21 protein-coding genes are annotated in these 22,960 nt (G+C 73.6%); 10 read left to right on the top strand and 11 right to left on the bottom strand.

Annotation, left to right across the window (positions count from 1 at the left end):
* The first annotated feature begins 2 nt into the window (after window positions 1–2).
* Together ACQBJO_RS16495 and ACQBJO_RS16500 are read left to right on the top strand one after the other, a co-directional pair.
* Window positions 3–659, top strand: coding sequence for a class I SAM-dependent DNA methyltransferase (locus tag ACQBJO_RS16495; RefSeq protein ID WP_421007829.1), 657 nt, complete (start codon window positions 3–5; stop codon window positions 657–659).
* Window positions 659–1,849 (top strand): winged helix DNA-binding domain-containing protein, encoded by a 1,191-nt coding sequence (locus tag ACQBJO_RS16500; RefSeq protein ID WP_421007947.1) that lies wholly within the window; start codon window positions 659–661, stop codon window positions 1,847–1,849. The genes ACQBJO_RS16495 and ACQBJO_RS16500 overlap by 1 nt, the downstream gene beginning before the upstream one ends.
* Window positions 1,850–1,876: 27 nt before the next feature.
* On the opposite strand, the gene ACQBJO_RS16505 is transcribed toward ACQBJO_RS16500, so the two are convergent.
* On the bottom strand, window positions 1,877–3,451 hold the full coding sequence (locus ACQBJO_RS16505) for a serine/threonine-protein kinase (RefSeq protein ID WP_421007828.1): 1,575 nt from the start codon (window positions 3,449–3,451) through the stop codon (window positions 1,877–1,879).
* Between the two features lie 192 nt (window positions 3,452–3,643).
* Here ACQBJO_RS16505 and ACQBJO_RS16510 point away from each other — a divergent pair, with 192 nt between their 5' ends.
* From ACQBJO_RS16510 to ACQBJO_RS16520, 3 genes are all read left to right on the top strand, one after another.
* Window positions 3,644–4,033: an ankyrin repeat domain-containing protein gene (locus tag ACQBJO_RS16510; protein WP_421007827.1), complete on the top strand. Its 390-nt coding sequence runs from the start codon at window positions 3,644–3,646 to the stop codon at window positions 4,031–4,033.
* Window positions 4,034–4,154: 121 nt separating this feature from the next.
* Complete coding sequence (locus ACQBJO_RS16515; protein ID WP_421007826.1) at window positions 4,155–4,637, top strand: cupin domain-containing protein; 483 nt, start codon at window positions 4,155–4,157, stop codon at window positions 4,635–4,637.
* Window positions 4,638–4,677: 40 nt separating this feature from the next.
* Window positions 4,678–6,087 carry a dihydrolipoyl dehydrogenase family protein gene (locus ACQBJO_RS16520; RefSeq protein WP_421007825.1) on the top strand — a complete coding sequence of 470 codons (1,410 nt, stop codon included), beginning with the start codon at window positions 4,678–4,680 and terminating at the stop codon, window positions 6,085–6,087.
* Window positions 6,088–6,092: 5 nt separating this feature from the next.
* Here ACQBJO_RS16520 and ACQBJO_RS16525 read toward each other — a convergent pair whose 3' ends face one another.
* From ACQBJO_RS16525 to ACQBJO_RS16545, 5 genes are all read right to left on the bottom strand, one after another.
* On the bottom strand, window positions 6,093–6,401 hold the full coding sequence (locus ACQBJO_RS16525) for a GNAT family N-acetyltransferase (RefSeq protein WP_255184768.1): 309 nt from the start codon (window positions 6,399–6,401) through the stop codon (window positions 6,093–6,095).
* Between the two features lie 18 nt (window positions 6,402–6,419).
* A complete protein-coding gene (locus ACQBJO_RS16530; protein ID WP_421007824.1) occupies window positions 6,420–8,318 on the bottom strand; it encodes a hypothetical protein in 1,899 nt (632 codons plus the stop codon).
* Between the two features lie 29 nt (window positions 8,319–8,347).
* A complete protein-coding gene (locus ACQBJO_RS16535; RefSeq protein ID WP_421007823.1) occupies window positions 8,348–9,124 on the bottom strand; it encodes a HEAT repeat domain-containing protein in 777 nt (258 codons plus the stop codon).
* Between the two features lie 148 nt (window positions 9,125–9,272).
* Window positions 9,273–10,817 carry an MFS transporter gene (locus tag ACQBJO_RS16540; protein ID WP_421007822.1) on the bottom strand — a complete coding sequence of 515 codons (1,545 nt, stop codon included), beginning with the start codon at window positions 10,815–10,817 and terminating at the stop codon, window positions 9,273–9,275.
* Window positions 10,814–11,443: a TetR/AcrR family transcriptional regulator gene (locus ACQBJO_RS16545; RefSeq protein WP_421007821.1), complete on the bottom strand. Its 630-nt coding sequence runs from the start codon at window positions 11,441–11,443 to the stop codon at window positions 10,814–10,816. The genes ACQBJO_RS16540 and ACQBJO_RS16545 overlap by 4 nt, the downstream gene beginning before the upstream one ends.
* Window positions 11,444–11,569: 126 nt before the next feature.
* Here ACQBJO_RS16545 and ACQBJO_RS16550 point away from each other — a divergent pair, with 126 nt between their 5' ends.
* Together ACQBJO_RS16550 and ACQBJO_RS16555 are read left to right on the top strand one after the other, a co-directional pair.
* Window positions 11,570–12,676 carry a hypothetical protein gene (locus tag ACQBJO_RS16550; protein WP_421007820.1) on the top strand — a complete coding sequence of 369 codons (1,107 nt, stop codon included), beginning with the start codon at window positions 11,570–11,572 and terminating at the stop codon, window positions 12,674–12,676.
* Window positions 12,673–13,767, top strand: a complete 1,095-nt coding sequence (locus tag ACQBJO_RS16555; RefSeq protein WP_421007819.1) for a hypothetical protein — start codon at window positions 12,673–12,675, stop codon at window positions 13,765–13,767. The genes ACQBJO_RS16550 and ACQBJO_RS16555 overlap by 4 nt, the downstream gene beginning before the upstream one ends.
* Before the next feature lie 10 nt (window positions 13,768–13,777).
* Here the strand turns inward: ACQBJO_RS16555 and ACQBJO_RS16560 are convergent, their stop codons facing one another.
* A complete protein-coding gene (locus ACQBJO_RS16560) occupies window positions 13,778–14,062 on the bottom strand; it encodes a hypothetical protein (RefSeq protein ID WP_255184775.1) in 285 nt (94 codons plus the stop codon).
* A gap of 77 nt (window positions 14,063–14,139) precedes the next feature.
* On the opposite strand from ACQBJO_RS16560, the gene ACQBJO_RS16565 reads away from it, so the two are divergent.
* Window positions 14,140–14,484 (top strand): DUF2200 domain-containing protein, encoded by a 345-nt coding sequence (locus ACQBJO_RS16565; RefSeq protein WP_421007818.1) that lies wholly within the window; start codon window positions 14,140–14,142, stop codon window positions 14,482–14,484.
* A gap of 79 nt (window positions 14,485–14,563) precedes the next feature.
* Here ACQBJO_RS16565 and ACQBJO_RS16570 read toward each other — a convergent pair whose 3' ends face one another.
* A complete protein-coding gene (locus ACQBJO_RS16570; protein ID WP_421007817.1) occupies window positions 14,564–17,860 on the bottom strand; it encodes an SNF2-related protein in 3,297 nt (1,098 codons plus the stop codon).
* Window positions 17,861–18,079: 219 nt separating this feature from the next.
* On the opposite strand from ACQBJO_RS16570, the gene ACQBJO_RS16575 reads away from it, so the two are divergent.
* A complete protein-coding gene (locus ACQBJO_RS16575; RefSeq protein WP_421007816.1) occupies window positions 18,080–18,712 on the top strand; it encodes an alpha/beta hydrolase in 633 nt (210 codons plus the stop codon).
* Between the two features lie 8 nt (window positions 18,713–18,720).
* Here ACQBJO_RS16575 and ACQBJO_RS16580 read toward each other — a convergent pair whose 3' ends face one another.
* Both ACQBJO_RS16580 and ACQBJO_RS16585 read right to left on the bottom strand, forming a co-directional pair.
* A complete protein-coding gene (locus ACQBJO_RS16580; RefSeq protein WP_430407186.1) occupies window positions 18,721–19,050 on the bottom strand; it encodes a LysR substrate-binding domain-containing protein in 330 nt (109 codons plus the stop codon).
* Window positions 19,005–19,145, bottom strand: coding sequence for a hypothetical protein (locus tag ACQBJO_RS16585; RefSeq protein WP_421007953.1), 141 nt, complete (start codon window positions 19,143–19,145; stop codon window positions 19,005–19,007). Before ACQBJO_RS16585 ends, ACQBJO_RS16580 begins: the two co-directional genes overlap by 46 nt.
* A 165-nt stretch (window positions 19,146–19,310) precedes the next feature.
* Here ACQBJO_RS16585 and ACQBJO_RS16590 point away from each other — a divergent pair, with 165 nt between their 5' ends.
* Window positions 19,311–21,110: a calcineurin-like phosphoesterase C-terminal domain-containing protein gene (locus ACQBJO_RS16590; RefSeq protein ID WP_421007815.1), complete on the top strand. Its 1,800-nt coding sequence runs from the start codon at window positions 19,311–19,313 to the stop codon at window positions 21,108–21,110.
* A gap of 323 nt (window positions 21,111–21,433) precedes the next feature.
* Here the strand turns inward: ACQBJO_RS16590 and ACQBJO_RS16595 are convergent, their stop codons facing one another.
* Entirely contained in the window at window positions 21,434–22,891 is a 1,458-nt protein-coding gene (locus tag ACQBJO_RS16595; RefSeq protein WP_421009236.1) for an HNH endonuclease signature motif containing protein, read from the bottom strand.
* Window positions 22,892–22,960: the final 69 nt, after the last annotated feature.

The raw sequence follows: 22,960 nt of genomic DNA on the forward strand, positions 1-22,960 counted from the left end.
CCATGGGCGAAGCGGACAACGAGCACGGCCACCGGCACGACGGGGACGCGAAGCACTTCGACGACACGGCCGCGACCTGGGACGACGACCCCGACAAGGTGCGTCAGTCGAATGAGGTGGCGGCGGCGATCGCGGGGCGGGTCCCCCTTCGTCCGCGGCTGCGGCTGCTCGACTACGGCGCCGGCACCGCCCTCGTGACCACGGCGCTGCTGCCGCACCTGCCGGAGGTCGAGGTGACCGTTGCCGACAGCTCCTCGGGGATGCGGCAGGTGCTCGCCGACAAGGTGGCCGGCGGCACGCTGCCGTCCCCGACGCGCGTGTGGGACCTCGACCTCGAGACCCAGCCGGTGCCCACGGAGCGCTTCGACCTCGTGGTCACCTCCAACGTCCTGCACCACGTCGGTGAGCTCGACGGGGTCCTTGCCGGCTTCGCCGAGCTGCTCGACGCCGGCGGGTGGGTGGCCGTCGCCGACCTCGACCGCGAGGACGGCAGCTTCCACGACCACGACTTCGGCGGGCACCACGGCTTCGACCGCGCCGAGGTCGCGAGCCGGCTCGCGTCAGCTGGCTTCGTCGACGTGACCGTCGGCGATGCCGGCCACGTGCACAAGCAGGACCGCGACTACCCGGTCTTCCTCGCCTTCGGCCGTCGGGCGTGATGCGCACCGTCGGCGACGCCGAGCGCCGCGCCCGCCTGGCGACACGGCACGCACTGCACCCCGACCACCACGCACCCGACGTCGTCGGCGCGGCCCGCTCGGTCGTCTGCCTGCACGCGACCGAGGCCGCGACCGTGCACCTGGCCGTCGGCGCCCGCACCACCGGGGTCACCCCCTTCGACGTCGACACGGCGCTCTACGACGACCGCGGCATCGTCAAGCAGCTGGCGATGCGCCGCACGCTCTTCGCCTTCCCCCGTGACCTGTTGCCGGCGGCGCTCGCCGTGGCCCGCGAGCGGATCGCGCCCGAGCAGCACCGGCTCGTCGCCCGCGACGCCACGCGGCACGGCATCGCCGACGACGGTGCGGCCTGGCTCGAGACGGCGGGAGCCGCCGTCGAGCGACGACTGGACGGCGGCGAGGCGCTCCCGGCCGCCGTGCTGCGCGCCGACCTGCCGGAGCTCAGCGGGGCGATCACGATCAACGAGGGCAAGCGCTACGGCGGCACCTTCAACCTCGCGCCGCGCGTGCTCACCTGGCTCGGGGCGCAGGGGCGGATCACCCGCGGGCCCAATGCCGGTCACTGGCGCCTGTCGAAGCCCGCGTGGACCCTCATGGACTCCTGGCTCGGCGAGGAGCCCGCCGTCCCCGACCTCGCGGCCGGCTACGCCGAGCTCGTGCGCCGGTGGCTGGAGCGCTTCGGTCCCGGCACGACCGAGGACGTGCAGTGGTGGCTCGGGGCGACGAAGGGAGCCACCCGCGCGGCCCTCGCGGACGTCGGCGCCGTCGAGGTGGGGCTCGAGGGTGGCGCCACGGGGTGGCTGCTGCCCGACGACCTCGAGCCGGTCGCCGAGGTCGGCCCCTGGGCGGCCCTGCTGCCGACGCTCGACCCCACGACGATGGGGTGGAAGGCCCGCGACTGGTACCTCGACCCTGCCCACCGCGAGCTGCTCTTCGACAGCAACGGCAACGGCGGCACCACGGCCTGGTGGGACGGCCGCATCGTCGGCGCGTGGGTGCAGGACGACGACGGCGTCGTGTCCGTCGTCGAGTGCCCGGGCACCGACCTCGGGAGCGAAGGGAGGTCCGCTCTCGCCGTCGAGGCGGAGCGGCTCACCGCCTGGCTCGACGGCGTGCGGATCACCAACGTCTACTCGTCGCGGCTGATGAAGGGGCAGGCGCTGCCCTAGCTCTGCGTGGCGAGCCCGGGGTGCCGGCTATCGGTCGGAGGTCTGCGGGGCCGGGCTCGTCGAGCCGCCGGAGGACGGCTGGGTCGTCGGGTCGCTCGTCGCCGGGGGCGTCGAGGGCTCTGTCGTCGGGACCGTGGTCGTGGGCTGCGTGCTCGTCGGGGTCGTCGAGGTGGGCGTCGTCGTGGTCGGCGGCGCGACCGTGAAGGACGACGGCGGCACCGTCGTGGACGACGTCGAGGTCGACGACGACGTGGTGGTCGTCGTGGTGAGCGACGGGGTCGTCGACGTGGACCGGGGGGCGCTCGTGGTCGTCGGCGGTGGTGCCTGCGTCGTCGTGGGGGCCGGCGGCGCTGTCGTCGTCGGAGGCGGTGCGACCGGGGCCGTCGTGGTCGGGGCAGGGGTCGTCGTGGAGCGCGTCGTCGACGAGGTCCGCGTCGGCGTCCCGGTGGTCGTCGTGTCACTCGTCGTCGTGGTCGTGACCTCGACCGGGATCGCCGTGTCCGCCTCGCGGGTCAGGGCGAAGGCCACGCCCGCCACGAGCACGACCGCGCCGACGAGACCTGCGACGAGGAGGCCGGCACCGCGACGCCGCCGCGGGCGCGCACCGGGGCGAAGGGAGGCGGCCGCACCTCCGCCGGCCACGACGCCGGTGGCATCGCCGGTCCCCCCGGCGCCGGTGGCCGCGCCCATGGCACCTGTCGCGCCGGCCGCCCCGACTGCACCCGCCGCTCCGACTGCCCCTGCCGCGCCGCCCGTACCGGCCGCGCCACCCGCGGCGCCCACACCGGTGACCGGCTGCGCGGGGCGACGGGAGCCCCCTTCGCTCCGTGGGATGACCACCGTCTCGTCGGGCTCGTCGTCCGCCCACGGGAAGAGCCCGAAGCCGACCGCCGGGTCGACCTCCGGCTCGTCGGCGAGGTCCGCGAACCGGCGGTGGGCCTCGTCGACCGTCAGGCGACGGGACGGGTTCTTGGCCGTCATCGCCGCGAGCACCGCGCCGAGCTCGGTGCCGCGACCGCCGCCGGCGAGGACCGCCCGCAGGGTCGTGCCGAGGGCCCACACGTCGGCGGACCGGCCACGCTCGCCGGTGAGGGTGGGGTCGTGGACGATGGGTTCGGTCAGCTTGGGAGCACCGTCGGCACCGATGAGGACGCTCGACGGGCCGACCCCGCCGTGCACGAGGCCGGCGCGGTGCACGGCCGCGAGGCCGGAGGCGAGCTGGGCACCGAGGACGGCGTCGTCGTGCGGGCGCAGCTGACCCTGCTCACGCACCTGCGCCGTCAGGGTCGGGCCGTCGACGAGCTCGAGGACGAGGAGCGGCGGCTGGCTGTCGGTGACGACGTCGTAGACCGCGACGAGGTGCGGGTGGCTCAGGCGGGAGGCGGTGCGGGCGGCGCGCAGCGCCTCGTCGGCCCGCTCCGGCTCGGCGGCGAGCTCCTTGAGCAGCACCCGACGCTGCAGGACGGTGTCACGGGCCAGCCACGACCGCCCGGTGGGTTCGTTCGCTTCGCGGCGCCCGCCGGCGACTCCGGCCCCGGCACTGCCGGCGAAGACCGGGCCACGCTCGTAGCGGCCGGCCACGAGAGGGGCAGGCTCGCTCATGGCTCCGCCCTCCTCCCGCACGCGGGCTGCGTCGGAGCCGGCTCCGACAGGTCCCCTTGACTGCCCGCAGGTACCACCGTAGGTGCTGCGCCCGCCCCCGGGAAGGCCCGCCCACGGCCCGGCTCCCGCTCGGGCGGAGGTCGGCGCCGACGCTCCGCCGCCCGGCTGCGCCCCACGGGCCAGACTGGGGTCATGAGCGACGAGACCCCCGGCCCGGACGACGCCGCGATCGAGCTGGCCCACCAGCTCTTCGACTGGGCCCGCGAGGGGCAGGCCGAGCGGCTCGGCGCCTATGTCGAGGCCGGCGCCCCCGTCGACCTGCGCGACCCCGCCGGCAACACGATGCTCATGCTCGCGGCCTACCACGGGCACGCCGAGACGGTGCGCGAGCTCGCCCGCCGCGGCGCCGACGTCGATGCGCTCAACGACCGCGGCCAGTCACCTCTGGCCGGCGCCGTCTTCAAGGCTGAGCCCGAGGTCGTCGCCGCCCTGCTCGAGCACGGCGCCGACCCCGACGCCGGCACGCCGAGCGCCCGGGCGACGGCGCAGATGTTCGGCCAGGAGGGCCTGCTCGAGCGGTGACCCGCTCGTTCGGCGACGGCTCCTCCCTTCGCCCAACTCTGCAAGACCCTGGGGTCCTGCGGAGTTACCGGACGGACGGTGGGCTCTGGCCGCCTCGGCCCGGCGGTGGTAGACCGGACCCATGTCCCTCATCCGGAGATATCCCTCGGACACCTACTCCGGGGACGGTGAGGCGAGCGCGTGGGTGCGCCGCGCCGACGAGCCGCCGGAGATCACCTATCGCAACGGCGGGACCTGCGAGTACCTCGCGCGGGGCGAGCGCACCGAGGGTCGCTTCGGGCTCTACCGGTGGACCTTCGGCGACATCGAGACCGGGCCCGACCCGCACTTCCACCGCGCGATCTCCGAGCAGTTCTACGTCCTGTCCGGGCAGGTGCGCCTCTTCGACGGCCGGGAGTGGGTCACCGCGACCTCCGGCGACTTCCTCTACGTCCCCGAGGGCGGGGTCCACGGCTTCCGCGGGTCCGACCACGCGTCGATGCTGCTGATGTTCGCCCCCGGGGCACCGCGGGAGGACTACTTCGAGACCCTCGCCCGCGGCGAGGAGATGACCGAGGAGCAGCGCGCCGAGTTCATGGTCCGGCACGACACCTACTGGGTCTGACCTCCCTTCGCCCGGCCACCCCACCACCCGAGGAGCCAGCATGTCCGAGACCCACGAGTACGACGTCGTCGTCATCGGCGCCGGACCCGTCGGCGAAAACGTCGCGCAGTACGCCATCGAGGGCACCGACCTCACCGCAGCGCTCGTCGAGGGCGAGCTCTACGGCGGCGAGTGCTCCTACTGGGCGTGCATCCCGAGCAAGGCGCTGCTGCGCCCGATCGCCGTTGCCGACACCACCGCCCACCTGCAGGGGGTGGCCACCGCCGAGGTCGAACCGGAGGGCCTGCTCGCCCGCCGCGACACCTGGGTCGGCGGCCGTGACGACTCCGGCCAGGTCCGCTGGGCGGAGGGCCTGGGCATCACGGCCTTGCGCGGCCACGCTCGTCTCGTCGGCGAGCGCGAGGTCGAGGTGACCGGTGACGACGGCCCGCTCCGGCTGCGGGCCCGCCGCGCGGTGGTCATCGCCACCGGCAGCGAGCCGGTGGTCCCGCCGCCCTTCGCCGACGCGCACCCGTGGGGCTCTCGTGACGCGACCGCGGTCGCCGAGGTCCCGGGGCGGCTCGTCGTCGTCGGTGGTGGGGTCGTGGCCGTCGAGGCCGCGACGTGGATGGCCGCCCTCGGCAGCGAGGTCACGATGCTCGTGCGGGGCGACACCCTCCTCGCCGGTCAGGAGCCCTTCGCGGGCAGCGTCGTCGCACAGGCACTTCGGGCGAAGGGGGTCGACGTGCGGCTCTCGACGTCGGCCACCGGCTGCCGCCGGCCGGACGCTCGGGACACCGGGGTCGGCCGCGTCCACGGCGGCCCGGTCACGGTCGTCACCGACGACGGCGAGGTCGAGGCCGACGAGGTGCTTGTCGCGACCGGGCGCCGCCCCCGACTGGGCGATGTCGGCCTCGACGCGGTCGGCCTCTCCCCCGACGACGTACTCGAGGGGCGGCTGCCCGAGTGGCTCCACGCGGTGGGTGACGCGAGCGGCGAGGCGCCGCTGACCCACTGGGGCAAGTACCGCGCGCGGGTGGTCGGGGACGCGATCTCAGCCGCGGCCACCGGGCGCGAGCCGCTCCCGGTGCCCGACGGGGTGCCGGTCCCCCAGGTCGTCTTCACCGACCCGCAGGTGGCGCGGGTCGGGATGACCGAGTCCGAGGCCCGCGAGGCGGGGCACGACGTCGAGGTGGCGGAGGTCCCCTTCGCGCAGGTCGGCGGGGCAGCCCTGCTGCGCGACGACGCCCCCGGCCGGGCGAAGCTCGTCGTCGACCGGGCCACAGGGCTCGTCCTCGGCACGACCTTCGTCGGCACCGACGCCGGGCAGCTGCTGCACGCGGCGACGATCGCGATCACCGGGCAGGTGCCGGTGCACCTGTTGCGGCACGCGGTGCCGAGCTTCCCCGACGCGAGCGAGGTGTGGCTGCGCCTGCTCGAGGCCCTGCCGGTCGACCTGCGTCGCCCCTGAGCCGGTCAGTCGGTCGCGGTCGAGCGCGCCTTGAAGTGGAGGTCCTGGTAGTCGGGGTGCCGGGCCATCCAGCCCTCGATGAAGGGGCAGACCGGCAGCACCTTGCGCCGGCCCTCGGCCCGCACGTGGTCGAGTGCGGCGCGGGCGAGGGCACCACCCACGCCGAGGCCCTCGTGGGCGCGGTCGACCTCGGTGTGGGTGAAGACGTAGAGGTCGTCGGTCAGCTGGTACTCGGCGAAACCCGCTGTGGCGCCGTCGATCTCGGCGACGAAGCGCGACTCGTCGGGGCGGTGGGTGATCGTCACGTCGGCCATGGGTCCTCAGCGTAGGGCTCAGGTCCGGGGGCGCAGGGCGACGATCCCGCCGGTCGCGCCGACGTAGAGCCCGCCGTCGGGCCCGACGTAGATCGCCGCGTAGTGGTTGTTGACCATCGGCCCGGTCCCGGCGAACCGGCGCCACATGACCTCGCCGGTCGTCGCGTCGACCGCGGTGAAGTACCAGGCGTCGATGCCGGCGACGGACTCCCCCTTCGTGTAGGTGGCGATGACCCCTGCCGCGGTCCCCTTGGAGACGACCGACGGGGTACGGATCTGGTCGTTGGCCCACACCTGCTCGCAGCCGTCGTCGGTGACGTCGATGCGGGTCATGCCCGGCTCGGTCGAGCGGCCGAAGGTCGCGTCGAAGAGGGTGTAGCCGTAGTTGCTCTCGACGAAGAGGGATGACCCGATGGCGATGAGCGAGTTGTCCGTGGCGCTGCGCCCGGGGGCGAAGACCGGGACCCGGCAGTGCTCCCGGCTGCCCAGCCCCCGCCGCGTGTCGTAGACGACGACGTGCATCCGCGGGTCGGCGTTGTCGGTGATGGCGACGTAGCGCTCGCCGAGCAGGAGGGTGGGCGTGGTGCCGGAGGCGCGGCTCGTCTGGCCGGGCTTGCGGCGGGTGCCGGCGTCATAGGTCTGCCGCCACACGACCTGCGGGGTGGCGCCGTCGGCGCGCAGGGCGACGAGCTCGCGCGAGGTGACGACCCAGGCGCGTCCGTCGCTGCCGACGGCGAAGGAGTTCTCTATGTCGGCGTCCTCGAAGCGCGTCGAGCCGACGTCGCCGGACTCGGGGTCGAGCACGGCCACGGAGCCGAGCTGGCCGACAACCCAGATCTCGCCGTCCGTGCCCGGCACCGCGGAGTTGATCCCTTCGCCCTCGGCCAGACCTGACGTCACGTCGAACTCGTCGACCGCCTCGATCGCCGGCTCGCCCGAGGAGTCGGCGACCGACCAGCGGGTGATCCGGCCGTCGGAGGTGGGCAGCACGACCCGCTGCTCGTCGTCGAGCACGGCGTATCCGCCCCCGGCGAAGTTCGTCGCGAAGTCGGCGCGGAAGGGCCGGTCGGCGACGTGCTCCCGGGCGAGGACCTCGAGCGAGTCCGGGTCGAGCACGTTGAGCGTCACCCGGGTGGCGTTGACGCACACCGCGACGATGCGGACGTGCTCGTCGAAGAGCATCGAGGCGCACACGCCGCCGAGGTGACGACGGATGACCCGGGCGCCGCGGGGGTCGAGCACCTCACGGTCGGTGTAGGCATCGGTCATCGCCGCGTCGCCGTGGATGTTGCTGTCGGGGTTGGCGGCCAGGTGTCTCCCCTGGGCGGCCGGCTCGCCGTCGAGCGGCGCTGTCGGGGTCGTGGACGACACCTCGAGGTCGGGGCTGAGGGCGGCGCCGATGGGGCCGATCGGGATGGTGTCGCGGGTGGCGCCGACGGCTGCGAGGGCGAGGAGCCAGGCCAGGGCGGCGGCGACGGTGACCCGGCCGGCTCGCGAGCGACCGTGCTCGCGAGTGCGCTCGCCGCGGGCCCGCCACAGCACGAGCAGCGTTGCGGCAGCGACGATCCCGAGCGGGATGCCGTGCACGAGCGGGGCCGCGGTGGTCATGCCGCGCTGGCCGGGGGCGATCGCGATGACGAGCGCCAGGGTCGAGACGATGCCGGCGCCGATCCACGAGCCGGGGGTGCGGCGGCGGACCGCGACGGCGACCGCGACCATGGCGACGGGCAGCAGCGCCACGACGAAGGGCAGGCCCGACGCGATCGTCGCCGGCAGGTCCGCCCGCCGTGCCTGGGCGCCGAGGGCGCGCGGCGATGTCAGCAGGTTGTCGAGCGTGGCGATCGGCGAGGCGACGAGCAGCGCCTGCGCCACGAGGAGCGAAGGGAGCAGCCGCGGACGGGTCGAGGTGGGGGCCATCGGTCCATCCAAGCGTGCGGCGGTGCGGCTCAGGCCCTGTCGGCGCGGTCCGTGATCAACCACCCAGCCGTGATGGAGAGCCAGGCGTCGTCACCGTCACGCAGGCGCGTGAGCACGCCGTCGACCTCGGGCAGGTCGAGCTCGGCGAGGGCCTCGATGGCCGGCAGGACGACCTCCTTGTCGTCGCGCTCGACGGCGTGGAGGAGGTCGGTGGCAGCCTCGCGGGCGGCCGGGTCGCCGATCGCGAGGAGCGCCTCGGCGGCGTGACGGCGCACGGAGAGGTCGGGGTCCTCGCGCAGCCGGGTCGCCAGCCCCTCGACCGCGGCCTCACCGGCCTGCTCGAGGGCTCGGGTCAGCTCGCGGCGACGGAAGTCCTGCTCGACCCCGAGGTGGTCGACGAGCGCGGCAACCGCGCCGGGTGTGTGGATCCGGCCGAGCGCCCACCACGCCTTGGCCGCGACGGCGTCGTCCTCGTCGTCGGTCAGGGGCAGGATCTCGGCGACGGAGGCGGGCTCGCGGATCTTGCTCAGCGCGTGGAGCACCTGGACCCGGCCGGGCCCCGCGGCGAGGTCCTCGTCGTGCAGGGCCTCGACGAGCAGCGGGTAGGTCGCCGCGTGACGGGTGACCACGGCCCAGGTCAGGGTCTCGCGGACGTAGAAGTCGGGCTCGGTGACGAGCAGCCGCACGAGGTCGGCGGCGACGCTCTCGTCGGCGTGGGTGCCGAGCCACAGGGCGGCCCGCTGCCGGACCGACGGGTCGTCGTGACGTGCCGCCTGCAGGGCCTGGTCGAAGGGGGTCTCGCTCACGTGGCTCGACGCTACCCGCCCCTCCCCTTCGCATGGCCAAACGGCACTGCACACCCACGACCCCTCCCCAACTTCGCAAACCCCTAGGGTTTTGCAGGGTTGGGGGCGAGCAACTTCGCAAAACCCTAGGGTTTTGCAGGGTTGGGGGTCAGCCGTGGGTGGCGCCGGAGATGTCGGTGCCGCGCGGGGTGAGCACGAAGACCACGGCGGCCACGACGAGCATGAGCGTCCCGCCGGCGAGGCCGGCCACCTGCAGCGAGTCGACGAAGGCGGCGCCGGCGTCGGCGGCCAGGGCCGGCAGGCCGAGCTCGTCGGCCGTCGCCACCGCCGCGCCGAGAGAGTCCTCGGCGGCTCGGGCCGCCTGCGGGCCGGCCTGCTCCAGAGCGGGCGACTCCTGCAGGTGGGTGCGGTAGACGAGCGCAGAGACGCTGCCGAGGATCGCGACTCCGAGGGTGCCGCCGAGCTCGTAGGAGGTCTCCTCGAGCGCACCGGCATTGCCGGCCTTGTCCTCGGGCGAGCCCATCATGACCATCGCCGAGGCGATGGCGAGCGACCCGGTGCCGGCACCCACGAGGAGCATGGCCGTGAGCACGAGCGGGTAGGTCAGCTCGTCGGGCCCGAGCCCGACGGCGAGCAGCCCGACCCCCGCCAGCGCCAGCCCCGAGGCGAGCACGGCCCGTGCCCCGATGACCCGGGCCAGCGGCGGCGCGGCGAGCGAGGCGACGGCCCCGGCGAGCGCGACGGGGATGAGCTTGATCCCCGACTCGATCGGGCTCGCGCCCTCGACGAGCTGCAGCCACTGGGTGAGCAGGAGCAGCGCCGCGAGCATGGCGAAGGTCGTGCCGAGCGCCGCGATGATCCCGGCGCTGAAGGGGCGGCTGCGGAAGAGGCCGACGTCGAGCAGCGGCGCATCGCTGCGCAGGCAGCGCCGCACGAAGATCGTCAGCGCACCGAGGCCGACCGCGAGCGCCAGCAGCGCGGGCGGGTGGACGAGGCTGGCCTCCTTGCCGAAGGACTTCACCGACCAGACGAAGGCGACCATGCCGACGAGCGCGAGCACCGCGGCCGTGACATCCCACCGGCCGGCGCCCTCGACCCGCGACTCCGGCAGCACGAGGACGCCGGCGATGATCGCGGCGATCATCAGCGGCACGTTGACGAGGAAGGCCGCGTGCCAGGAGAAGTGCTCGAGGAGGAAGCCGCCGACGAGCGGGCCCACGGCCGCCCCGAGCCCGGACACGGCGGCCCAGATGCTCAGGGCCGTCGCCCGCTGCCCGGCGTCGGTGAAGATGACGCGGATGAGCGAGAGCGTGTTGGGCATGATCATCGCGCCGCCGATGCCGAGCACGGCGCGCAGAACGATGACCGCCTCAGCGGTGTCGGCGACGAGGACGAGCAGCGAGCTGACGAGGAAGATCGCGTAGCCGAGCAGGAGCATCCGTCGGCGGCCCCACCGGTCGGCGACCGCGGCCCACGGCACGAGCAGCCCGGCAAGGACGAGGGAGTAGACGTCGACGATCCACAGCTGCTGGTTGGCGGTCGGTCGCAGCTCGGCGGCCATGTCCGGCAACGCGATGTTGAGGATCGTCATGTCCATCGTGATGACGAGCAGGCTCGCGCTGAGGACGGCGACGGCGGCCCAGGCGCGGCGCGTCGACACCGGGGCGGTCGTGGAGGTGAGGGTGGAGGTCATCGGGGGTCACTCCCTTCGGTCGTGGTGGGGTCGGTCGTGGTGCGGGCCGTGGGCCCGGCAGGGGCGGCCATGAGCCGGCGGAAGACCGCGGCCATCGCCTCGGCGGAGACCGGCTCGTCGTGCAGCCCGGCGTGCAGCGTGGCGCCGTCGAGGTAGAGGCCGATCGCCTCGGCGACGGGCGGGTCCAGGTGGCGGGAGAGGATCTCGACGAGCCGGTCGGTCCACCGCAGGGCGAGCTCGCGCAGCCGCGGGTCGTCACCGAGCCCGGCGTGGACGAGCTCGAGGTCGGCGCGCACCGCCCGCTCGTCGGCGAGGAAGCCGTGCATCTCCCGCGCCAGCCGCTCGGGGGCGTCGTCGAGGGGCAGCAGCTGCGCCTCGACCTCGGCCAGGCCGGCGTCGATGAGGTCGGAGAGCGACTGCAGGGCGAGCTCACGCAGCTCGTCGAGCGAGCCGAAGTACTGGGTCGTGGAGCCGAGCGAGACCCCGGCCCGGGCCGCGACGGCGCGGTGGGTCAGGGAGGCGGCGCCCCCTTCGACGACGAGCTCGGCGGCCGCCTCGATGATCGCGCGGCGGCGCCCCTCCGGGTCACGTCGTCCGGGTGCCGGCCGGTCCTGCGTGGAGCCCACGGCCCCTCCCTTTGTTGTTGTACATCCGTACATGTACATGTGTACAGGATCGAAGGGGGAACGCCAAGTCGCCCGCGGGGAGCCCTCCCCGTTGCCACCACACCGGCACTGCACGAAGGTGTCCACATGTCGCGCGCTGCCGAGCTCCCGTCGCTGTGGTCGACCGCCACCGCGCTCGCCAGCGGCACCGCACTGGCCCTCGGCCTCGCCTGGGCCGTCACCGGCCTCGACGGCGACGGCGACTCGCGTCCGCAGGCGAGCCCGGGTGACGTCTTCTCCTCCCCCTACGCCGAGGAGCCCCTGCCCGACCAGGTCCGGCTGGAGCTCCCGTGGCGACATCTCGACGTCGCGGTCGCAGCAGCGCAGCCGGAGCTGCCCGACATCTCCGGCGCCCCGGCCGACGTGGCACCTCCCGAGGGAGGGAGCTTCGTCAGGGTCGACCTGACGAGCCCGACCGACCAGGTGCCCTTCGTCGGGATCCGCCGACCCCTGGCAACGCAGGTCGAGGTCTCCGTGCGCGCCGACGGGGTCGACCACCAGCTGAGCGAGCGCCCGGGAGGCTTCCGCCTCGACCCCGAGACCGCGTGGAGCAACGCCACCGGCACGCGATGGGTGGCCGTCGACGGCGCCCCGACCGATGTGGAGCTCGTCGTCACCGTCGACGGGGAGGAGCAGGTCGTCGGCAGCGACGGCGCCGTCGACCTCGGCCGAGCCGCACAACTCGCCGACCTGCCCGCCGCCACGAGCCTCCAGGAGGAACCGGAGATCGACTGCGGCCGCAGCCGCCGCGCCGACTCCTCCGACCTTGAGGTGGAGGACTACTCCCGTGAGACGGCGTGCACCGTGACGCGAGTGCTGCGCGTGCCCTACGTCGACGGGCTGGGCTGGGCCCCTCCGGGACGCGAGTACGTCGCCGTGCTCCTGACCCTCGACCGCACGGTCGACGTCGAGCGGACCGATGACGAGAGCTGGAGCTCCGCCACCACCCTCTCCGCGCGCCTCGGCGGCGAGGAGCCGCTCGCCGGCCCCGTCGACGTCAACGACCTCAACTCCGGCACCCTGGCGATCCAGGACCCGGACGACCCCCAGATGTTCGTCTTCGAGGTCGACGAGGGCACGAACCCGGACCTGGCCGCGGCGCTCGACATCGAGGCGGTCCCGAGCGATCCCTTCGCGACGGGCCGGGAGACGCTGCGGCTCGTCTGGGACGTCGAGGGAGGGCGGCTGTCGTGACCCGGCCCCCCTTCGCCCGCCGCACCGCCCGACGCCCCGCCACGAGCGCGCAGCTCTGGACCACCGTCTGTGCGGCACTGGCGGCGGCCGCCTTCGCCAGCAACCTCGCCGCTGGCTGGCGCGCCGACCACCGACACGTCCTCGCCGCCGGCGACCGGCTGCCGCTCCAGTCGCGGGTCCACAACGGGCAGCCCCACGAGGTGCTCGTCCCCGGCACGGCCGTGGACCTGCAGGTGGGCCGACCCGTGCGCGAGATGGACGCGAGCCTCGTCGACCTCGGCGCCGACCGCGACTGGTCGGACACGGCTCCCGTGCGCGCCGATGACGCGGCCCGCCTCGTCCCCGTCTCGTGGCTGGCCCGGCCGGTCGACAACGCCGCTGGTCAGGAGGTCGGCGAGCAGGAGATCGGCATCCGCCTCGTCGCCGGCGGGAGACGCATCGACCTGGCGGACGGGACGGGACGGGAGCTGGCCGCCGAGGCCACGGGCACCGGCACCTCAACGCTCGTCGCCGTCGACGCCGAGGTCGACGACCTCGCCGTCGAGGTGACCTTCGACGGCGTGACCCAGCGCCTCGACGTGGCGACCGGAGAGCTGGACCGCGGCGCCGCCGGAGGACTGGCAGTCCGCCCGCGGCGGGTCGACGTGCCGTGCCCCGACTCCCGACCGTGCCAGCTGCGGACCGACGCCGCGTGGCGGCCCTACGCCCGCCGGGCCACCCTCACGACCGGACCCCTGGCCCCCTACGCCTGGGACGACGAGCTCGGCTGGGCAGGCCAGGGGCGGCACTGGACCGGGGTCGCCGTCCGCCCCTCCCCGATGTCATACGTCGTGGACCGCGACGGCACGCCGCGCAGCGTCACCGGCGTCGCCTTCCTCTCGCTCCGCCTGGACGGGCAGGAGCCGGAGCGCACCGAGGGCCTCGAGGGCGGGGAGACGTACTCCAGCGCCCGCCCCGGCTATGCGGTCTTCGCCGTCGACGACGATGCGACGCCGCGCGAGCTCTCGGTGGCGCGCACGCTCCGACTCGACGGGGCGACCATGCAGACGACGGTGCGGGTCTCGGGTCGCTACCCGCTCGGGCGGGGCTGACCCCCTTCGCTCAGGCGCGACGGCCGGAGGCGGCCACGGCACCGGCGTTGAGCACCGAGCCACTGACGAAGAGGGTCGCGCCGATGATCTGGAAGGTGTTGGACAGGCTGGCGTCGACGATCATGTCCTGCACGCTGTCGGCGTCGGCGCCGCAGGACGACCCGGTCTCGGTCGTCGTGCACGTCCAGGAGTCCGTGGAGCTGCGGGAGTCGTGCATGTAGGCGAAGGAGAAGGCGATCGTCAATGCTCCGAGGAGCATGAAGAGCACACCGACGATGACCGCAAGAACCCGCATGACCCACCCCTCTCGCCGGGCACCCTGCCCGTCCGCCGACCACCGTAGCCACCGGGGGCGGCCCCTAGGCTGGCGACATGCACCGGATCTTCACCACGGCCGTCGCCGACGTCTACCCGCACTACGTGACCAAGGTCGAGCGCAAGGGGCGGTCCAGGGACGAGCTCGACGAGGTGATCCGCTGGCTCACCGGCTATGACCAGGCGGCGCTCGAGCGACACCTGGCCGAGGGGACGACCTTCGAGGACTTCTTCGGACAGGCGCAGCCCAACCCGGCCGCCGAGCTGATCACCGGCTCGGTCTGCGGGGTCAAGGTGCAGGAGGTCGAGGACCCGCTGATGCGCCGGATCCGCTACCTCGACAAGCTCGTCGACGAGCTGGCCAAGGGCAAGGCAATGGACAAGGTGCTGCGTTCGGCCTGAGCCCACGTCGGGGCCAGCGCCCACCGCGCCGTGTCGGCCGTTCCCCCTCGACCCGCGGGTGGGGTGGCGTGCGTCGGCGTCAGTCGCTCGGATCGAGCAGGGCCCGGATGTCGGCAGAGGTGATCGCCCCCGAGAGCGCGCCGCCGTCGTCGACGACCCGCTCGAAGAGGTCGCGCTTGCGCTCTTGCAGGTCGACGACCTTGTCCTCGATCGTGTCGGTCGACACGAGGCGGTAGACCATGACCGGCTTGTCCTGCCCGATGCGGTGGGCCCGGTCGATGGCCTGGGCCTCGGCCGCGGGGTTCCACCACGGGTCGAGGACGAAGACGTAGTCGGCCTCGGTGAGGGTCAGGCCGACACCGCCGGCCTTGAGGCTAATGAGGAAGGCGGTCTGCTCGCCCTGCTTGAAGCCGTCGATGACGCTCGCGCGGTCGGTCGTCGCCCCGTCGAGATAGCTCGTCGTGATGCCCTCGGCCTCGAGCCGCTCGCGCACGATCGCGAGGAAGCCGGTGAACTGGCTGAAGACGAGCGCCCGGTGGCCCTCGACGGCGAGCTCGCCGAGGTGCTCGACGAGCACGTCGAGCTTGGCCGAGATGCCTTGGCCGCGGTGCTCGTCGTCGACGAGGCCTGGGTCGAGGCTCAGCTGTCGCAGCCGGGTCAGCGAGGCGAGGATCGCGACTCGGTTGGCGTCGGGGTCGTCGAGGAGGCCGAGCACCCGCTTGCGCTCGCGCTGCAGGTGACGGTCGTAGATGCGTCGGTGGGTCGCGGTGAGCTCGACCGGCAGGACCTGGATCTGCTTGGGCGGCAGGTCGATCGCCACCTCCTCCTTGGTCCGACGCAGCATGAGCGGGCGGATCCGGCGGCGCAGCCGGTCGAGCAGCTCGGGCTGCTCGCCGGACTCGATGGGCTTGCGGTAGAGGTCGCCGAAGCGGTCGCGCCGCGGGTAGAGCCCGGGTGCGGCGAGCGCGAAGAGGGACCACAGGTCCATGAGCGAGTTCTCCAGCGGGGTGCCGGTCACCGCGAGGACGAAGGGGGTCGACAGGCGCCGCAGGGCCTGGTGCGTCTTGGAGCGGTCGTTCTTGACGAACTGCGCCTCGTCGAGGATCACGCCGCGCCAGTCGACCTCGGCGAACTCCGCGGCGTCGATGCGCAGCACGGCGTAGGAGGTGACGACGAGGTGGGCGCCGTCGACCGCCTCGGCGACGGACGCGCCGCGGCGGCGGTGGGTCTGCGTCAGGGTACGCACGACGAGGTCGGGGACGAACTTCGCGGCCTCGCTGGCCCACGTGCCGACGACGCTCGTGGGGGCGACGACGAGCACCGGCCGGTCGAGCTCGCCCGCCTCGTGGGCGCGGGCGAGCAGCGCGAGGGTCTGCACGGTCTTGCCCAGACCCATGTCGTCGGCGAGGACGCCCCCGAGACCGGCGTCCCAGAGCGTGCTCAGCCAGTGATAGCCCTCGAGCTGGTAGGGCCGCAGGGTCGCCCGCAGGGAGGCCGGCGCCTCGGGCACCGGGCGGCTGTCGATCTCGCGGAGGGTCTCGACGCCCGAGCGCCACGCGTGATCGCGCTCGACCTCGACGTCGGCGATCGCCGCCAGCTCGTCGTAGAGGTCGACCTGGTAGCGGCTCAGCCGCACCTCGCCGGCCTCCGGCTCGACGAGTGCCCGAGCCTCCTCGATGAGCGCCCGCAGGTCGTCGAGGACCGGGTGGTCGAGCCGGAACCACTCGCCGGTCTCGAGCTGCATGATCTCCTCGCCCGCGACGAGCGCGGCGAAGAGCGGCTCGAAGGGAACCTCGACGTCGCCGACGGTGACCCGCACGTGCAGGTCGAGCCAGTCGGAGCCGCCGTCCTCGCTCGCCGCGTGCAGCGAGACCTCGGGCTCGGCGTCGAGCTCCTCGAAGCTCGGGACGTCGTCGTCGACGACCACGATGCAGCGCGGGTCGTCGTCGAGCCGCGGCACGACGACGGTGAGGGCGAGGATCGCCGCGGGCCCGTGGAGCCGCATCGGCGAGCGTAGCCGCCAGCCGTGCGGAGACCGGATCCGCGCGCCCGGCAGGTCGGCGAGCGGCTCGAGCTCCTCGAGCAGGGCGTGCTCGGCCCGGCGATCGCGCGGGAGGGACCCCTGCTCGTCAGCACCGACGACATGGGTGCTCCCGCCCGCCGAGTAGGCGAAGCCCAGGTCGAGCAGCACGCCGCGACCGTCCCGGCGCACGTGGAGGTGCAGCTGCGGCGGCTCCGGCAGCGGCAGGTCGACGCTGTCGTCGGAGGAGATGACCGTGACCCGCTCCCGCAGCCGCGGGAGGAAGAGGGCGAAGAAGCGCTCGACGTCGGCCTCGGGCACGACGATGTCGCGGCCGGCGACCAGCTCACCCAGCTCGGGCGTCAGCTCGGCACCGAAGGGCGCCAACCGCATCCGCTCACCGTCCTCGCCCACCTCGGCCCAGACGACTCCGTGCGCCGGCTCGCCGACGAGCTGGAGATCACCCGCGTCCGGGCCGGCACCGTCGATCGACGGGCGGAGCAGGAGCCCCTCGTCGACAGCCGTGACGTCGAGGACCACCTCGACCGCCTCGTCGAGCAGCTCGACCTCGTCGCCGGCCTCGCTCGCGATGAGGGCGACGCCCGCGTCGCGGACCCGCCGCAGCGCGAGCCAGACGCTGGGCCCGAGTGCGTCGACGTGGACGTCGCCGCCCGAGCCGTAGGAGTGGCGGCGCATGCCGGTGTGCGCCTCGTAGAGGGCGAAGAGCGCGCTCACGGCGCGGCGGTGACCCTCGCGCACCCCGACCGCGGCGTAGGGGTTGGGCTGGAGAAGCTCGCTCCACGAGTACTTCTTCGCCCAGTGGCCCGCCTTGGTGCGGCGGGTCGGACGCAGCCGGAGCCGGGGGGCCCGCTCCCGCCCCCAGGTGTGCAGCGGCGCCTGGACCCGCTCGACGACGAGCGCGACGGGTGCGCCCTGGGTCAGGGGCTCCGGGTCGGGGTCGCGAGCCAGCGGCGCGAGCGCGTCCTCCCACGGCCGGGTCGGCGGGCTCGGCTCGACGCCGCCCGCAGATCCGCCGAGGACCTCGCGGACGCTGACCACGACGGCGACGGCGTGCTTGCAGTCACGGGCCACGGGGCAGCTGCAGCGGGCGCCCCACTCGACGACGGCATCCCTCGGGTCGCTGCGCAGGGAGACGATGGTCTGGTAGGTGTCCCGCTCCGAGCCGGCCACCTTGGCCACGACGACCCGGCCCCGGTTGAGCGTCGCCACCTGCTGGACCATGCCGCGCTCCGCGTAGTCGAGACCGCGCTCGAAGGACCCCTCGTCCGTCGCGGCGAGGATCTCGTCGTCGCTCAGCCCGCGGACCCACGTGGCGGACTCGACGTCCCAGACCACGGGTCAGCCCCGCTGCGAGGACGAAGGGAGGATCGGCATGCCCCCACCGTAGGCCGGTCCCCCGTCACCGCCTCACCACGACCGCCACCTGTGGACAGGCGCCCACCGCACTCCCCGCCTGTGGACCCAGCCGTGGCCTCGCGCCGCCCGACGACGCGACGTCCCCCTTCGCCATGCGGTAAATTGGTTGACGTAACAACTATTACCCAGGAGCCCTCCATGGCCACCCACACCTTCCCCGAGCCCGTCGTCGTCACCCACGGACCGAGCGATCCCGACGCGCCGCTCGTCGTGCTGCTGCACGGCCGCGGGTCGCACGAGGGCGAGATCATCTCGCTCGCTCCCCATCTGCCGCAGGGCCTGCAATACGCTGCGGTGCGCGCACCGATCGCCGAGGGTGGGGGCTTCGCGTGGTTCGCCAACCGTGGCATCGGCCGTCCGGTCGCCGAGTCACTCGCCGCGACCATGGCGTGGTTTCGCGCCTGGCTCGACGACGTGGCCCCGGAGGGCCGCCCCGTGGTGCTCGTCGGATTCAGCGGTGGCGCCGCCTTCGCCGGCGGGCTCCTGCTGGCCGACCCCCAGCGCTTCGTGGGCGGGGCGATCCTCTTCGCGACGATGCCCTTCGACGCGGGCCTGCCGACCACGCCGGAGCGACTCGCGGGCACCTCGACGCTCGTCATCCAGGGCGACACCGACCAGGTCATCCCCCGCGAACTTCTCGACCGGACGTGGGACTACCTCACCGGCGAGTCCGGCGCCACGACGACGGCGCTGCGCGAGCCGGGTGGGCACGACCTCACCGCCGCCAGCCGGCAGGCCCTGTCGGCCTGGCTCGAGGACGTCACCGCCTGACGGTCGCGTCAGACCCCCGCGCAGCGCGCGGTCACCGCGTCGACGAGGTCGTCGAGGCCGCGCGGCCGCGCGTCGCGCCACCAGGCCAGCCGCACCGGGATCCGCGGACCGTCGGTCACCGGGCGGTAGACGACACCCGGACCGGGGTGGTGGTCTGCGGTGGCCGACGCCGTGATGCCCACGCCCCGGCCCGCCGCGATGAGGTCGAGCCAGCCGACGACATCGCTCGACTCGATGAAGTGCGGCACCTGCTCGGCCCCGCGCCACAGCTCCTGCGTCGTCGTCCCCGACCTCAGGTCGACGATGACGGTGCGCTCGGCGATCTCGGCCAGTCGCAGGCGCCGCCGACGGGCCCACTGGGGAGTCGCTCGTACCAGTCGGTCGCCCGCGGCAGGTCGCTCACCGCGACCCCGGCAAAGAGGTCCGTGCCCATGTCGCGCTCCTTCACGTGTCCTGACCATTTCCTTGCGGGGAGTTCACCGGCCGTGACGCCGCAGGCCGCCGCCGCTCGTCCTGCGGCTCACGGGTGGTTCACTGCCGGTTGCCAGCCTCGGGTGCGGCCGCGGCACGCGGCCGCACCCCACACCGAAGGAAGCCCGTGATCTCCCTCAAGGCACCCAGCATCCTCCCTTCCGTCGCCACCGGCGCCCTGGCGCTGACCCTGACCGCCGCCATCGCGGCCCCCACGACCAATGCAGCGGTCCCCCCTTCGTCCGGGTCGAAGGGAGGTGACGCCACCTGGACGGGACAGGTCGAGGTCGTCCCCGGCCACGACGAGAGCAAGCGGACCGTCGACGGCGTCGTCTTCGACGACCGCAACAAGAACTCCACCCAGGACCGCGGCGAGCGCGGCATCAAGGGCGTCGCCGTCTCCAACGGCCGCGACGTCGTGCGGACCGACGCCAAGGGCCGCTACGAGGTGGCCGTCGACGACAACACCAATGTCTTCGTCACCCAGCCGGCCGGCTACGCCGTGCCGGTGGACGGGGACAACATCGCGCAGTTCAGCTACGTCCACCTGCCCGAGGGCTCGCCGGAGCTGAAGTACGGCGGCATCGAGCCCACCGGCGCGGCGCCCGAGGCCGTGAACTTCCCTCTCGCGCGCTCCGCCGCGACGAAGAAGCCGCAGCAGAGCTGCATCATGGCCGGCGACGTCCAGACCTACGACGAGGAGGAAGTCGGCTACGCCCGTGACGGCGCCTTCGCCGACCTTGCCGCGCGCAACGACTACGGCTCGTGCGGGGCGCTCTTCCTCGGTGACATCGTCGGCGACGACCTCTCGCTCTACCCGCGCACGCGCGAGCTCACCTCGATGATCAACGGCCCCGCCCGACTGCTGCCCGGCAACCACGACCTCGACTACGACGCGGCCGACAGCGACAACCGCTTCGACACCTACCGCTCGCAGTTCGGCGCCGACTACTACTCCTACGACGTGGGCAACCTGCACGTCGTGGCGCTCGACTCCGTGCAGTACCGCGACGGCGAGGACTACACCGGCGGTCTGGGCGAGGACCAGCTCGAGTGGCTGCGGCAGGACATCGCCGCGACGCCCAAGGACAAGACCGTCGTGCTCGCCGCGCACATCCCGCTGCTCAACTACAACGACCAGTCGCAGACGCGCCACCAGGTCAAGGAGATCAAGGAGATCCACGAGATCGTCGGGGACCGCGACGCGGTCGCCTTCGGCGGCCACAGCCACACGACCGAGTTCATGCGCGAGGGCGACTCGACCGAGGGTTGGACGAAGACATGGGGGGTCGACGAGCTGCCCTTCGACCACATCACCGCCGGTGCGATCTCGGGTGACTGGTACTCCGGTCGGGTGACCGAGGACGGTTACCCGACGGCCCTGCAGCGCGACGGCGCCCGCCCCGGCGTGCTCACGCTGGAGTCGCGGCCGCAGTCGACGACCGACCGCTTCACCGTCACCGGTGAGGACGACGGCGTCCAGCTCGCGCTCGGGGTCAACTCGCCGCGCTACCGCGGCTGGTTCGACGCCAACCGGTCGAAGGTCGGCAAGGCCGCGGCCTTCGAGCGGCCCACCGAGGTCTCGGCGGCGGACCTCGCCGACGGCACCTACCTGACGGCCAATGTCTTCGCCGGGTCGACCGGCACCGAGGTCGACGTCGAGCTCGACGGCGGCGAGGCGAAGGGGGCCGAGCGCACCCAGGCGATGCAGGGCGAGGCCAAGAAGGTCGGCGCCCTGTGGTCCGACCCGGTCGCCGCGCAGGAGCAGCTGGTCCACGGCGGCAGCGTCGCCGAGAGCGGCATGCACCTGTGGCGCCTCGAGCTGCCCGCCGACCTGGCCGCCGGTGAGCACACCGCGAAGGTGACGAGCACCGACCGCACCGGTCGGGTGAGCTCCGAGACGATCGAGTTCACCGTCACCGACTGAGTCCTTCCGCAGGACGCCCTGCAACGGGCGCCCGGGCCACTCGGCCCGGACGCCCGTTGCGCGTCCACAGCGGCGTAGGACCGCACCGCACCGTCGGGCACGGCGAAGGGGGCAGCCGGTCGCGGTCCGGGTCATGACTCTGCATTGCCGTTGGGCAATGCAGCCTCCACCCGCCCCAGTTCTGCATTGCCATTGGGCAATGCAGGCTCCGGCCCCGACTTCGCACGACCTGAAGGAAATGCGACGTCATTGCCCCCCCAACTCGGGTCCGGGGCGTGCGGAGGCGCCCGACCCGGACCGGGGTCGGGCGCGGGGCGGGGTGGCTACAGGTGCCAGGTCACCCCGTCGTCGCGGATCGTGCAGGTCAGCTCCTGCTGGTGCACTCGGGTGTGGTGCCGCTCGCACAGCAGCGCCGCATTGCCGATGTCCGTGCGCCCACCCAGCGACCAGTACTGCACGTGGTGCGCGTCGGTCCAGTGCGCGGGCATCGTGCACCCCGGGAAGGTGCAACCTCCGTCCCGCAACCACAACAACCGCTTCTGCCCCGGCGTGAAGAACCGCGTGGCCCGGCCCAGCTCGAGCGGCTCGCCGTCACCACCGAGCACCACCGGGATGACCCCCGCCTCGCAGGCCAGCTTGCGCACGCTCACCGGCGACAGCACCGCCCCCGAGGCCGTGACCCCGCCGGCGTGACCACCACCGGCCACACCACCAGCACCCAGCTGCCCTGCGAAACCGCGTCCGCCGACCCCCGGAGAGCCACAGACACCGCAGATCCCGTCCGTGACCGTCAGCAACGAGGCCATCGAGATCGTCACCATGACCTGCGCCTTGTCGCTCGTGCCCACCTCGCCCGGGCTGGACACCCCACGACCCACAACCGTCACCAGGGCATCGGCCCGCCGCCGCGCCGGTGACCGCGGGTCACGCTCACCGTCCGGACCCTTGACCGGCTTCGACAAGCCCGCCACCGCCGCGTCGATCATCGCCGCGCCCTCCGCGTCGAGCACCAGCTTGTAGCGCGTCAGCCCGCTGGCATCGGTGTGACTCGTCAACGACCGCGCCGACCGCGCCCGCTCGTCATCCGCCGCGAGGTCCTTGGCCGGACGCAGCATTCGTGTCGTCTGGGTGATCGCCGCCGCCAGCTCGCGCTCGGTCAGCCCGTCCACCCTCTGGCTGACTCGACCCTGCGGACCCGTTCTGATCACGTCGTCCTTGGCCTGCCCCAGCAAGATCCCCAGGTCGGCCGCCAGCAGGTCCGGGTCGGCCACCCGACACACCCCCTCGTGGAACCGGACGAGCTGATCGGCCTTGCCCAGCGGGAGCTCCCCGGCCCCGAGGCAGTCGACCACCTCCGCGAGCCCAGCCGGCGATGACCGGTCGGCCCAAGGCTGCTCATCCCCAACCGCCTGCGGGTCCTCGACCTGCGACTGCGGGTCGCCGCCTTCGTCCGTCGCGGCATGGTCGACGAGCGCGGACTGGGCCCGCAGACCCGCCCTGGCCACCCGCACCACCGACGCCACATGACGCACCGCCGGTCGCGGCGCCGACCGACCCTCACTCACCCCGACCCAGTCGGCGTCCGACCACGACTCCCGCTGCGGCACACCCCGCGAGATGCCCTCACGCACCAACGCCACCTCGGCCGCCTCGAGCACCGCCCGCGCCCGACCGATCGCAGCCAACCCGTCGGCCAGCTCCCCGTCCGGCGCCCGCCACAGATCCGGCACCTCGAGGGCGGCGATCGTCAGGGCCCGCACCGAGTCCCGCAGGCCCGACACGAGCCCCAGATCCCCCCACTGCGTCGCCTCTGACGTGCTTCGATCATACGTTCGATAGAGGCTGATGGG

Origin of the sequence: Janibacter zhangyanbonis, from assembly GCF_050507325.1 — a bacterium.
Classification (GTDB): domain Bacteria; phylum Actinomycetota; class Actinomycetes; order Actinomycetales; family Dermatophilaceae; genus Janibacter.